The following is a 12,903-nucleotide window of genomic DNA, read 5'->3' as shown; positions in this document are numbered from 1 at the left end:
ATCCATGGAGAAGTATCATGACCGATCACAACAGGCGTAATTTCCTCAAGAAGGCCGGGGTGGCCACCGCCGCCACGGTAGGCGCAGCCAGCGTCGGCGCGCCCTACGTACATGCCCAGTCGCGCAGCCCGATCCGCTGGCGCATGCAGACCTACGCCGGCCCGGCGCTGGCGGCCCACGTCATCAAGCCCTCCATCGACGCCTTCAACAAGGCCGCCAACGGCGAGATGGAGATCGAGCTCTACTACGCCGACCAGCTGGTGCCCACCGGCGAGCTGTTCCGTGCCATGCAGCGCGGCACCATCGATGCGGTGCAGAGCGACGATGACTCCATCGCCGCGCCGGTGGATGTCTCCGTGTTCGGCGGCTACTTTCCCTTCGCCTCGCGCTACAGCCTCGACGTGCCGACGCTGTTCAACCACTACGGCCTCAAGGAGATCTGGGAGGAGGCCTACGCCGAGGTCGACGGCGTGACCTGGCTGGGTGCCGGCGCCTGGGACCCCTGCAACTTCGTGACCCGCGAGCCGATCCGCAGCCTCGAGGACCTGCGCGGCAAGCGCGTCTTCACCTTCCCCACCGCCGGGCGCTTCCTGAGCCGCTTCGGCGTGGTGCCGGTGACCCTGCCGTGGGAAGACATCGAAGTCGCCATGCAGACCCGCGAGCTCGACGGGATCGCCTGGGCGGGTATTACCGAGGCCTATACCGTGGGCTGGGCCGATGTCGCCAGCTACTACCTTACCAACAACATTTCCGGGGCCTGGGCCGGCTCCTACTTCGCCAACTCCGACCGCTGGAACGAGGTGCCCGAGCACCTGCAGACGCTGTTCAAGCTGTGCATGGACAACTCGCACTACTACCGGCAGCACTGGTACTGGTGGGGCGAGGCCCACTACCGCACCACCGGCGGCAAGCTCGAGCTGACCTCGATCCCCGAGGAGGAGTGGCAGACCCTGGAGGACGCGGCGCTGGAATTCTGGGACGAGATTGCCGAGCAGAGCGAGCGTAGTGCCAAGGTCGTGCAGATCCTCAAGGACTACCGCGAGACCATGCAGCAGGCGGGTCCTCCTTACCGCTACAGTTGAGGAACCTCAGGAGGCGGGCTATTGGCCCGCCTCCCGTATGCCCTCCAATGACCTTTGGCCAATCTAGGAAGCTGCCATGAGTCAACTATTACCCCGCCACATCACCAACGCCGACGATGCCCGACGCCTGGTCGAGGAGCGCGGCCTGACCCACGTCAAGGTCGGCATGTTCGACATGGACGGCGTGATGCTCGGCAAGTACATGCGTCGCGACAAGTTCTTCCACGCCCTGGACGAGGGCTTCGCGTTCTGCGATGTGGTGCTGGGCTGGGACAGCAAGGACGTGCTCTACGACAACGTCAAATACACCGGCTGGCACACCGGCTACCCAGATGCCCAGCTGCGCATCGTCCCCGAGAGCTGCCGCGAGGTGCCGGCGGAGGGCGACATGCTGCTGTTTCTCGCCGAGTTCAGTGGCCGCGCCGAAGCGATCTGCCCGCGCGGGCTGCTGCGGCGAGTGCTCGACCAGGCCGCTGGGATGGGCTTCAGCGCCCACGGCTCGCTGGAGTACGAATTCTTCATGTTCCGCGAGACGCCGGAGTCGATCCGCGAGAAAGGCTACCGCAACCTGACCCCGCTGACCCCGGACATGATGGGCTACTCGATGCTCAGAAGCTCGGTGCACGCCGAGCTCTACCATGAGCTGCTGGCGCTCTCCGAAGCCATGGACTTTCCCATCGAGGGGCTGCATACCGAGACCGGCCCCGGGGTGCTCGAGGCGGCGATCGGCGTCGACGGCGCATTGGCTGCCGGCGACAAGGGCGCGCTGTTCAAGACCTTCACCAAGGTGTGGGCGCAGCGTCGCGGCCTGATGGCCACCTTCATGGCCAAGTGGTCGCCGGACTACCCGGGCCAGAGCGGCCATATCCACCTCTCGCTGTGCCATGCCGACAGCGGCGAGTCGGCCTTCTTCGATGCCGACAAGCCCTACTGCATGAGCGATATCCAGCGTCACTTCGTGGCCGGCCAGCAGCAGCTGATGCCCGAGTTCCTGGCCATGTTCGCGCCCACCATCAACAGCTACACGCGGTTGATTCCCGGTTTCTGGGCGCCCACCGACGCCACCTGGGGCGTCGAGAATCGCACCACCGCGCTGCGCGTGATTCCTGGCAGCGCCAAGTCGCAGCGCGTCGAGTACCGGCTCGGCAGTGCCGATGCCAACCCCTATCTCGCCCTCGCGGCCGCCATCGGCGCGGGCCTGTACGGCATCCAGCAGCGCCTCGAACCCGACGAGCAGGTGCGCGGCAACGCCTACGAACTCGATCACCCCGAGCATCAGGCGCTGCCGCGCACGCTATGGGAGGCCGCCCAGCGGCTCAAGGCGTCGCAGCCGGCCCGAGCGCTGTTCGGCGACGACTTCGTCGAGCACTTCGCGGCGACCCGGGAGTGGGAGGAGCGGGAGTTCCGTCGGCATATCACCGATTGGGAGCTGGATCGCTACTTTGAAATCATTTAAGCGCCAAGCGCCAAGCGGCACCTGGGACAGGGCAAAGCGGGGGTCTTCTTCCAGGGAAGGAAGAAGTAGCGTCCAGGGAGGGATTCACAGCGCCCCCGCGGCGGCCTGTCGCCGGGGTAGCCGCGAGCCGAGTGCCGGATAGAAGCGAACTGAGCCGTGTCACTTGTTACTGGAAGGAAAGGGAAGCGTATGGCCATACAGAAGACAATTTCCCCCGTCGACGGCACGGTCTATGTCGAACGGGAACAGGCCGATCCGGCGCAGATCGACGCCACGCTGTCGCGGGCGGCCAGCGCCCAGCGCAGCTGGCGCGAGGTGCCGATCGCCGAGCGCGCACGCTACTGCTCGGCGATGGTCGATGCCTTCGTCGCCCGGCGCGATGAGCTCGCCAATGAGCTGACCTGGCAGATGGGCCGCCCGATCGCCGCCGCGGGTGGCGAGATCGGCGGCTTCGAGGAGCGCGCCAGGGGCATGATCGGCCTCGCCGAGGCGGCGCTGGCGCCGATCCAGCTCGCCGACAAGCCGGGCTTCACCCGCTATATCACCCGCGAACCGCTGGGCGTGTCATTTATCGTCGCGCCGTGGAATTTCCCCTTCATGACCGCGGTGAACGCCATCGTGCCGGCGATCATGGCCGGCAACACGGTGATCCTCAAGCACTCTGCCCAGACCCCGCTGTGCGCCGAGCGCATCCAGCAGGCCTTCGATGCCGCGGGCCTGCCCGAGGGCGTGTTCCAGCACCTGCACCTGTCGCATGACGCCACCGAGCAGCTGATCCGCGACCGGCGCATCGACCACGTCTCCTTCACCGGCTCGGTGGCCGGCGGCGAGATGGTCGAGCGCAACGCGGCGGGGCGCTTCATCGCCAGCGGCCTGGAACTGGGCGGCAAGGATCCGGCCTATATTCGTGGCGACGTGGACCTCGACGCCGCGGTGGAAGGCGTGATGGACGGCGCCTTCTTCAACTCCGGCCAGAGCTGCTGCGGCATCGAGCGTATCTACGTCGACCAGGCGATCTTCGACGCCTTCGTCGAGCGCGCGGTGGCCTGGGTCAAGCAGCTGCGGCTGGGCAACCCCAGTGACCCGGCCACCACCCTCGGCCCGCTGGTGCGGCCGGCGGCGGCGGACTTCGTGCGCGGCCAGATCGAGGAGGCGGTGAGCGGCGGGGCCAAGGCGTGGATCGATCCCGGCGACTATCCACTGTCGGTGCCGGGCAGCGCCTACCTGGCGCCGCAGCTTCTCACCGGGGTCGATCACTCGATGCGGGTCATGCACGAGGAGAGTTTCGGCCCGGTGGTGGGTATCATGCCGGTGGCGTCCGACGATGAGGCGGTGGCGCTGATGAACGACAGCGCCTTTGGCCTCACCGCCGCGGTCTTCACCCGCGACATGGCGGCCGGCGAGCGGCTGGCCCAGCGCCTCGAGGCGGGGACGGTGTTCACCAACCGCTGCGACTACCTCGACCCCGAGCTGGCCTGGACCGGTGTCAAGCAGTCGGGGCGCGGCTGCTCGCTGTCGCGGCTAGGCTACGAGACCCTGACCCGGCCCAAATCTTTCCATCTCAAGCACGCCTAGGAGTCGCCAATGAGCCAGGACATGAGCCAGTTCAGCATGGGCTGGAACTACCCCGCCAATATCCTTACCGGCGTCGGGCGCATCCGCGAGCTGCCTGCGGTATGCCAGGCGCTGGGCATGCAGGCCCCGCTGCTGATCACCGACCCGGGGCTCGCCAACCTGCCGATGGTGCGCGACATCGTGCTGGCCTGCCACGACAGCGGCCTGGGCATCGCCGTGTTCAGCGAGATCAAGGGCAACCCCACCGGCAAGAACGTCCTCGACGGCATGGCCGCCTTCCGCGACGGCGGCCACGACGGGGTGATCGCCTTCGGCGGCGGCTCGGGGCTCGACGCCGCCAAGGCGGTGGCGCTGATGGCCAACCAGCGCGACGGGCTGTCGCTGTGGTCGCTGGAGGACGTCGGCGACAACTGGAAGAACGCCGACGCTGACGCCATCGCCCCCATCGTGGCGGTGCCGACCACCGCCGGTACCGGCTCGGAGGTGGGCCGCGCCTCGGTGATCACCGACGAGGTCGAGCACGTCAAGCGCATCATCTTCCATCCCGGCATGGTGCCGGCCACGGTGATCCTCGACCCCGAGCTGAGCGCCGGCCTGCCGCCCACGCTGACCGCCGCCACCGGCATGGATGCGCTGTCGCACTGCCTCGAGGCGTGGTGCTCGCCGCTCTACCATCCCATGGCCGAGGGCATCGCCGTGGAGGGCATGCGCCGGGTCTGCCAGTACCTGCCGCGGGCCTACGCCGACGGCAGCGACCTCGAGGCGCGCATGAACATGCTAGTGGCCTCGAGCATGGGCGCCACCGCTTTCCAGCGCGGCCTGGGCGCGATGCATGCTCTGGCGCATCCGCTGGGGGCGCTGTATGACGCCCACCACGGCACCCTCAATGCGATCCTGATGCCCTATGTACTGCGCGCCAATCAGCAGGCGATCGGCGAGCCGATGGTGCGCCTGGGGCGCTATCTCGACCTGCGCCAGCCGGGTACCGCGGCGGTGATCGACTGGGTGCTGGAGCTGCGCGAGCGGCTGGCGATCCCGCATACCCTGGCAGCGCTAAAGATCGATGCCCAGCAGGCCGACAAGGTCGGGCAGATGGCGGTGGCCGACCCCTCGTCGGGTACCAACCCGATCGCCTTCGACGCCAATCAGTATCGCGACATCTTCGTCGCGGCGGTGGAGGGGCGTCTTTGAGCGATAGCTGCCAAGCGTGGCACACAATGTCGAGCAAGACTTGCAAAGAGGAGGCCGGGCGATGCGCATAGGGCTGCTGCAGTGCGACGATGTGGCGCCGGAGTTGATCGCGACTCACGGCAACTACCCGGCGATGTTCGAGGCGCTGTTCAAGCGCGTTGACCCGAGCCTCGAATTTCGCGTCTGGCGCTGCCTCGACGGCGAGATCCCCGACGACGTCGAGGCCGCCGACGCCTGGCTGACTACCGGCTCCAAGTTCGGCGTCAACGACGGCCTGGCGTGGGTCGATGCGCTGTGCGAGTTCGTGCGCCAGCTGTGGGACGCCGGCAAGCCGCTGGTAGGGGTGTGCTTCGGCCACCAGCTGATTGCCAAGGCGCTGGGCGGCGAGGTGGTCAAGAGCCCGCGGGGCTGGGGGGTGGGCATGTCGTTCAACTGCGTCAACGCGCGCACCGAGTGGATGCAGCCGTGGCAGCCCCATCTCGATCTGCTGGTCAGCCACCAGGACCAGGTCGAACGCCTGCCGCCGGAGGCGCGGGTGCTGGCCGGCAGCGACTTCTGCCCCTACTACCTGATGCAGGTCGGCGAGCACTTCCTCGGCGTGCAGGGGCATCCGGAATTTGCCAAGCCCTATTCGCATGACCTGATGCAACTGCGCCGTGAGCTGATCGGCGAGACGCGGGTCGTCGAGGGACTCGATTCGCTGGACGCTCCGCTGAATGCCGAGCTGACGGTGCGCTGGATATTGAACTTCATGCAGCAGGCTCGCTAGAGTCGAGGCATGACCGCGAGCGAAACCTGGCAGTGGCCGATGGCCGAACTCAGCGTGGGGTCGGCCAACCTGATCCTGCTGGGGATAATCCTGAGCGTCAGCATCGGGGTGGACGCGCTGGCCAGGCGCTGGCGCCTGCCGCGCATCTCGCTGCTGGTGCTGGTTGGCGTGGCCTTGGCGCTGGTCCAGCAGTTGCTGCTGGGGCGCGACGGCAGCGCGCCGCTGGGGGGCATGAGCGAGCCGCTGATCCACATGGCGCTGGTGCTGGTGTCGTTCCTGCTCGGCGGCGAGCTGACTCTCTCGCGGCTGCGCCGCAACGGCTGGCTGCTGGTAGTGATCTCGCTGTCAATCGTGCTCAGCGGTGCGCTGTTCGTCGGCGTGGGGCTGTGGCTGCTGGGCTTTCCGCTGGTGGTGGTGGTCGCCCTGGCGGCGATCTCGGTGGCCACCGAGCCGGCCGAGATCAGCGACGAGGTCTACGCCCGCGGCGATGCCCGCCTGCGCTCACGACTGCTGATGGGCATGGTGGCCATCGACGATGCCTGGGGGATCCTGCTGTTCGGGTTGGCCATGGCGCTGCTCGGCTGGCAGCTGACCGGCGACGGCAGCCTGGCGCTGGCCTACGCCGGCTGGGAGCTGGGCGGCGCGCTGGCGCTGGGCGCGGCCATCGGCCTGCCGGCGGCCTGGCTCACCGGCCGCCTGCGGCCCGGGGAGCCGACCCAGGTCGAGGCGTTTGCGCTGATCCTGCTGCTGACCGGCTTCTCCACCTGGCTCGAGGTGTCGGGGCTGCTGGCGGCGATGTTTGCCGGCGCCCTGGTGGCCAATCTCTCTTCCCACCACACCCGCTCGTTCCGCCAGGTCGAGCATATCGAGTGGCCATTCCTGGTGTTCTTCTTCGTGCTCTCCGGGGCCCACATCGATCTCAGCTATATGGGCGCGGCGCTGTGGCTGACACTGGCCTACATCGCGCTGCGCCTGACGGGGCGTTTCATGGGCGGGGCGCTAGGCGTGCAGCTGGTTGGGCGGGGCGGCGATCTGCCGCGGGACATCGGCCTGGCGCTGACGCCCCAGGCCGGTATCGCCATGGGCATGGCGCTGCTGGTGGTGGAGCGCTTTCCCGAGCACCGCTCGCTGCTGCTCTCAGCGGTGGTGGCCTCCACCGTGGTCTTCGAAGTGATCGGTCCGTTTTTGATACGCCGCGTGCTGCGCTGATTCAGCCCGCCCGCTGCATCAGTGTACCCGCCGGCCCAGTGCCCACACCTCGTCGATGGCCCAGCCGGTGTCCGACAGCACCAGCAGGTCGGCGTCGGCGCCCACCGTCAAACGCCCCTTGTGCGGCAGCTTGAGCGCCTCGGCGGCATTGCCGGCGGCGCACGGCAGCGCCTGCTCCAGCGGAATATCGTGGTGGGTGACGCACTCGCCGAGCACCTCGAACAGGCTGGCCAGGCGGCCGGGCTCGAGGCCCACGAAGCGGCGCTCGGCGTCGAACTGCGGCAGCGAGGCGTTGGCGTCCGAGGAGAGGCTGACCCGGGCCATGTCGACGCGGGCGTGGCGGGCACGGGCCACGGCCTCCGAGGCGGCCACCTCGCCGCCGGCCAGCAGGGCGTCGGTGGTGCTGGTGGTGAAGTCGATGCGACCGCCCTCGCGGGCGAAGCGCAGGCCGTCCTCGAACAGCGTCGCGGTGCGGTTGATATGCGTGGGGTAGAACTGCGACAGCGGGATGGCGCTGCTGCGGGCTACCTCGCGCAGCGGCTCGAGGTGGCTCTCGGCATCGCCGGTATGGATGAAGACGATCCCCGCCTTGCCGGCCAGCAGCCCGGCGGTGCGCGCCTCCGAAGCCAGCCGGGTCAGCTCCTGGGCGCTGGGCTGCGAGCCGCGGTGGTCGCTGATGGCGACTTCACCGACGCCGATGAACTCGGGAATATAGAGAATATCGCTGGCCACCGAACCGGTCAGGGTCACCGGCGGCAGCTGGTAGGAGCCGGTGTAGGCGTAGACGCTCAGGCCGGCGGCGGTGAGCTCCCGCGCCTTGCCGATCAGGTTGGACGGGGTGCGGGTCAGGGCATCGGTACCCAGCGCCGCCACCAGGGTGGTAACGCCGGAGGCGAGGGCATCGGCGCTGGTCAGCTCCGCGGTGCGGGTGCCGAAACCGCCTTCGCCGCCGCCGCCGGTGATATGCACCAGCGGGTCGACCAGGCCGGGGATCACCCGGCGTCCACCGAGGTCGATTACCTCGACGGCGCTCCCCTCAACGGGGGGCGTATCCTGTGCAGCAGTGATCGCGGCGATGCGGCGATCGGCGATCAGCAGGTGGCAGAGCCCCAGCGGCTCTGGGGCGTAGAGGCGTGCATTCTTGAGCAGTGTCAGCATGGTCGTTCTCTGGGGGGCGGGTAACCCACGACGCGGCCCTGCGGCCGGCGTCGTGGGGCTCAAGTGACGTTACAGTTTTACGTCGTAGCTGAAGTAACGCTGCATGATCTCATCATAGGTGCCGTCCTCCTTGAGCGCCGCCAGGGCCTCGTTGAAGCGCTCGGCGAGTGCTTCGTCGCGGGGGCGGAAGGCGACGCCGACGCCCTGGCCGAAGATGTGCTCGGGCTCCTTGATGAAGTCGCTGATGCGCTGGAAGTCGCTGCCTTCGGTATCGATCTCGATGGCCGCTTCGGCGATCGGGTAGTCCATGAAGCTCAGGTCGAGGCGCCCGGCGCGCAGGTCGGTGACCACGTCGTCGACGCCGGTGTAGCGGCGAATGTCGAGCACGTCGCCGTACAGCTCGGTGACGTAGTTGTCCTGCAGGGTGGCGCGCTGCACGCCCACCGTCAGGCCGGCAAGGCTGTCGCGGTCGTCAATGTCGATGTCGTGCTCGTGGGTGGTGATCCAGGCGCTGGGGGTGGTGTAGTAGGGCTCGGAGAACAGCACTCGCTGGGCGCGCTCCTCGGTGATCGCCATCGACGACATGATGGCGTCGTAGTTGCGCGCCATCAGGCCGGGGATGATGCCGTCCCAGTCCTGCTCGACCCAGGTGCAGCTGATCTCGAGATAGTCGCAGACCGCTTCGCCCAGTTCGATCTCGAAGCCGGTCAGTTCGCCGTCGGCCTGGCGATACATGAAGGGCTCGTAGGGAATGTCGACGCCGAGGCGGATTTCGTCGTAGTCGCGGGCCTGGGCGGTGCCGGTGATCAAGGTGGCGCCGAGCGCAGCGCTCAGCAGTAGCGTGGAATAATGCATGGGAATCTCCATGGGTCTAGTCTTTTCAGATAGAGCCTAGGTCGCCGCGCGGTGGCAGCTTGTGATTGTTGGTACGTAGGACGTTGCCGCTGAGGCAGCCGATGGGTCACACCTGGGCATTGGGCCGGGCAGGGTTCATCGCGGTGTCAGCGGTGATATCGGGCACGCAAGTGCCGAGTGGCCAGGGCTGGCCGGGGGAGGGCTATTCGTCGAACCATTCGCTGAGATAGAAGCTCTCAACGAAACTCGCCTGGACGATCCTGGGGTGGAAAGTCATGGAAGTGGACCTCTTGGGGTGTCGATGCCACCTGGAAAACATGCGCGATTGCACGGGATGTGTCAAGCGGCCCCGCCGGTGGGAGGGGCCTGAAACACAGGCGCAGTAAGCTGCCTTATTCGCTGAAGTAGCGGTCGTGGATCTCGTCGTAGACGCCGCTCTCCTGGAGCTCGGCGAGGGCCGTGTTGAAGCGCTCGGCGAGTGCCTCGTCGCGGGGCCGGAAGGCGATGGCAATGCCGTCACCGAAATACTCGTAGGGCTCGCGAATCATCTCGCCGACCACGCGGTAGTCGCCGCGCTCGCTGTCGAGCAGGGTAGTCTTGCCCACCGGGTAGTTGACGAACACCAGGTCGAGACGCCCCGACTCCATGTCGAGCAGCATGTCGTCGGCGGTGGCATAGCGGCGCACATTGGCCACGTCACCGTAGAAGTCGGTGGCGTAGCTGTCCTGCAGCGTGCCGCGCTGTACGCCCAGGGTCAGGCCGTCGAGGGTCTGCTCGTCCGGTGTTTCGATCTCGCTCTGCGCCGGGGCGAACCACGCCGAGGGCACCGTCAGGTAGGCATCCGAGAACAGCACTTGCTCGCGGCGCTCCTCGTTGATGGTCATCGACGACATGATGGCGTCGTAGTTGCGCGCCATCAGGCCGGGAATGATGCCGTCCCACTGCTGCTCGATCCACTCGCAGGTGATGCCCATCTGCTCGCACAGGGCGTTGCCGAGATCGATATCGAAGCCGGTCAGCTCGCCGTCCGGGGTGCGGTACTCCATCGGCTCGTAGGGCACGTCGACGCCGAAGCGCACGTGGTCATAGCTGTCGCGGGCCTGGGCACTGCCGGCCACCAGGGCGGCGCCGAGCAGGGTGATGCCAAGATAGCGGTACATGAGAACGTCCTTATTGTTGTGAAAAAAGCAAAATACTGCCGAGCTTGCGGGGGCAAGTTCGGCAATGGGTAGGCTGGAAAACGCTCCCGGCGCAGCCGGGAGCGCAGATCGAGATTACTCGTCGTCGCCGAAGTAGCGCTCGTAGATCTCGTCGTAGGTGCCGTCGTCCTGGAGGGTGGCCAGGGCCTCGTTGAAGCGCTCGGCGAGTGCCTCGTCACGCTGGCGGAAGGCGATGCCGAAGCCGTCGCCGAAGTACTCCTTGGGCTCGGTGATCATCTCGCCGACCACCTTGTAGTCGCGGCTCTCGCTGTCGAGCAGGGTCGACTTGCCCACCGGGTAGTCGAGGAACACGATATCCAGGCGGCCGGCCTGCATGTCCAGCACCATGTCGTCGGCGGTGGAGTAGCGGCTGACGTTTGCTACGCTGCCGAACATGTCGGTGGCGAAGTTGTCCTGCAGGGTGCCGCGCTGCACGCCGATGGTCTTGCCGTCGAGGCTCTCCTCGGTGGCGTCGTCGAGCTCGCTGTCGGCAGGGGCGAACCAGGCCGACGGCGGGGTGAAGTAGGGGTCGGAGAACAGCACCGTCTGGCGGCGCTCGTCGTTGATGGTCATCGACGACATGATGGCGTCGTAGTTGCGCGACATCAGGCCGGGGATGATGCCGTCCCACTCCTGGACGATCCACTCGCAGGTAATGCCGATCTCTTCGCACAGGGCGTTGCCGAGGTCGATATCGAAGCCGGTCAGTTCACCGTCAGGGGTGCGATATTCCATCGGCTCGTAGGGTACGTCGACGCCGAAACGCACGTGGTCGTAGTCGCGGGCCTGGGCGCTGCCGGCGACCAGCGCGGCGCCGAGAATCGAGACAGTCAGCAGTTTTTTCATGATGCATTTCCGTGTTGTTGTCGGGGTCACTCGAAGGTGAGAACTCGGCCACATTAGCGCAGCTCGCGGTTGGCCGGAAGAGGGAATTTGGCCTTGTGGGGCCAAATTCCCAACGCTCGTTTGACGGCTGTCGTCATGCCGGCTTGAGATGCGCCAGCAGCCGCTTCTCGAGGAAGCGGAAGAAGTAGAGGATGGCGAAGGTCAGGCACAGATAGATCGCCGCCACGAACAGGAAGGCCTCGAAGGGGGCGTAGAAGCGCGCGTAGACGAAGCGTGCCGCGCCGGTCAGGTCCATCAGCGTGACCACGCTGGCGATGGCACTGGCATGCAGCATGAAGATCACCTCGTTACCGTAGGCCGGCAGCGCGCGACGAAAGGCGCTGGGCAGCACGATTCGCCGCATGGTCAGGGCATTGGACATGCCGTAGGCGCGCGCCGCCTCGATCTCGCCGCGGGAGGTGGCCTTGATCGCACCGCGAAAGATCTCGGTGGTGTAGGCCGCGGTGTTGAGGGTGAAGGCGATCAGTGCCGGGTAGAAGGCCTCGCGCAGCAGCGGCCAGAAAATCGACTCCTGAATACCGTCCACGAACACCACCCCGTAGTAGATGATGTAGAGCTGGATCAGTAGCGGCGTGCCGCGGAAGACGTAGGTATACAAGTAGATCGGCAGGCTGATCCAGCGGTGTCGCGAGCTGCGGCCGATGGCCAGCGGTACCGCCAGCACCAGGCCGGCGAGCAGCGACAGGAACACCAGCTGGCTGGTGGTCACCAGGCCGTCCCAGTAGTAGCCCAGGGTCTGGGGAGTGAAGATCAGGTTGCCGTCGAGCAGGTCGGTGAACCAGGTCGTGAGTTCCATGTCAGTGCCCTCCGAAGCCGACGTTATAGCGCTTCTGCAGGCGCACGAAGATCAACTCCGAGACGCTTGCGATGGCCAGGTAGACCAGCGCCACGGGAATCAGGAACACGAACGGCTCGTGGGTGGCGCGGGATGCCTCGGCGGCTACCCGTACCATGTCCGACAGGCCGATTACCGAGACCAGTGCGGTGGTCTTGAGCAGCACCATCCAGTTGTTGGAGAGGCCGGGCAGGGCGTGGCGCATCATCAGCGGGAAGCGGATGCGGCGAAACACCAGCCAGTTGCTCATGCCGTAGGCACGCCCCGCCTCGATCTGGCCCTCGTCGACGGCCAGGAAGGCGCCGCGGAAGGTTTCGCCCATGTAGGCGCCGAAGATGAAGCCGATGGTCAGCACCCCGGCGGCAAAGGCGTTGAGGTTGACGTACCAGTCCACTCCGAAGCGGTCGTAGAGCGCGTCGGTCGCCACGTTGAGCGCCATCTGGCCGCCGAAGAACAGCAGCATCATCAGCACCAGGTCGGGCACGCCGCGAATCACCGTGGTGTAGAGGGTGGCGATCTTGTGCAGCAGCCAGTTGCGCGACATCTTGGCGCTGGCGGTGAGCAGCCCCAGCACGATGGCCAGGACCAGCGACAGCAGCGCCAGCTGGATGGTCACCCCGGCGCCTTCGATCAGCCGCGGGCCGTAGCCTTGCAGGTCAAGCATGGGA

General features: G+C 66.8%; 12 protein-coding genes. 6 read left to right on the top strand and 6 right to left on the bottom strand.

The window, feature by feature from the left end:
- Positions 1 to 17: 17 nt before the first annotated feature.
- The 6 genes from QC821_RS14815 (at position 18) to QC821_RS14790 (ending at position 7,282) form a co-directional block, all read left to right on the top strand.
- Positions 18 to 1,082 carry a TRAP transporter substrate-binding protein gene (locus QC821_RS14815; protein ID WP_309723066.1) on the top strand — a complete coding sequence of 355 codons (1,065 nt, stop codon included), beginning with the start codon at positions 18 to 20 and terminating at the stop codon, positions 1,080 to 1,082.
- Positions 1,083 to 1,158: 76 nt separating this feature from the next.
- Positions 1,159 to 2,538: a glutamine synthetase family protein gene (locus QC821_RS14810; protein ID WP_309723064.1), complete on the top strand. Its 1,380-nt coding sequence runs from the start codon at positions 1,159 to 1,161 to the stop codon at positions 2,536 to 2,538.
- 189 nt (positions 2,539 to 2,727) lie between these two features.
- On the top strand, positions 2,728 to 4,113 hold the full coding sequence (locus tag QC821_RS14805) for an aldehyde dehydrogenase family protein (RefSeq protein WP_309723062.1): 1,386 nt from the start codon (positions 2,728 to 2,730) through the stop codon (positions 4,111 to 4,113).
- A gap of 9 nt (positions 4,114 to 4,122) precedes the next feature.
- Positions 4,123 to 5,304, top strand: a complete 1,182-nt coding sequence (locus QC821_RS14800; RefSeq protein ID WP_309723059.1) for an iron-containing alcohol dehydrogenase — start codon at positions 4,123 to 4,125, stop codon at positions 5,302 to 5,304.
- A 61-nt stretch (positions 5,305 to 5,365) separates the two neighbouring features.
- On the top strand, positions 5,366 to 6,073 hold the full coding sequence (locus QC821_RS14795; protein WP_309723056.1) for a glutamine amidotransferase-related protein: 708 nt from the start codon (positions 5,366 to 5,368) through the stop codon (positions 6,071 to 6,073).
- A 9-nt stretch (positions 6,074 to 6,082) separates the two neighbouring features.
- Entirely contained in the window at positions 6,083 to 7,282 is a 1,200-nt protein-coding gene (locus QC821_RS14790; protein ID WP_309723052.1) for a cation:proton antiporter, read from the top strand.
- An 18-nt stretch (positions 7,283 to 7,300) separates the two neighbouring features.
- Here QC821_RS14790 and iadA read toward each other — a convergent pair whose 3' ends face one another.
- The 6 genes from iadA to QC821_RS14760 all read right to left on the bottom strand — a co-directional run bounded on the left by iadA (position 7,301) and on the right by QC821_RS14760 (position 12,899).
- On the bottom strand, positions 7,301 to 8,440 hold the full coding sequence (iadA, locus tag QC821_RS14785; protein ID WP_309723049.1) for a beta-aspartyl-peptidase: 1,140 nt from the start codon (positions 8,438 to 8,440) through the stop codon (positions 7,301 to 7,303).
- Positions 8,441 to 8,509: 69 nt separating this feature from the next.
- Positions 8,510 to 9,295 carry a transporter substrate-binding domain-containing protein gene (locus QC821_RS14780; RefSeq protein WP_309723047.1) on the bottom strand — a complete coding sequence of 262 codons (786 nt, stop codon included), beginning with the start codon at positions 9,293 to 9,295 and terminating at the stop codon, positions 8,510 to 8,512.
- A gap of 392 nt (positions 9,296 to 9,687) precedes the next feature.
- Positions 9,688 to 10,455: a transporter substrate-binding domain-containing protein gene (locus tag QC821_RS14775; protein ID WP_309723044.1), complete on the bottom strand. Its 768-nt coding sequence runs from the start codon at positions 10,453 to 10,455 to the stop codon at positions 9,688 to 9,690.
- Positions 10,456 to 10,569: 114 nt separating this feature from the next.
- On the bottom strand, positions 10,570 to 11,340 hold the full coding sequence (locus QC821_RS14770) for a transporter substrate-binding domain-containing protein (RefSeq protein ID WP_309723041.1): 771 nt from the start codon (positions 11,338 to 11,340) through the stop codon (positions 10,570 to 10,572).
- Positions 11,341 to 11,473: 133 nt separating this feature from the next.
- Positions 11,474 to 12,196 carry an ABC transporter permease gene (locus QC821_RS14765; protein ID WP_309723039.1) on the bottom strand — a complete coding sequence of 241 codons (723 nt, stop codon included), beginning with the start codon at positions 12,194 to 12,196 and terminating at the stop codon, positions 11,474 to 11,476.
- Position 12,197: 1 nt separating this feature from the next.
- Entirely contained in the window at positions 12,198 to 12,899 is a 702-nt protein-coding gene (locus QC821_RS14760; protein WP_309723036.1) for an ABC transporter permease, read from the bottom strand.
- Positions 12,900 to 12,903: the final 4 nt, after the last annotated feature.

This window comes from Franzmannia qiaohouensis (assembly GCF_031451695.1).
GTDB classification, from domain to species: Bacteria; Pseudomonadota; Gammaproteobacteria; order Pseudomonadales; family Halomonadaceae; genus Franzmannia; species Franzmannia qiaohouensis.
The sequence above is the reverse complement of the archived record's forward strand: the minus strand, read 5'-3'. Positions and strand labels throughout refer to the sequence as shown.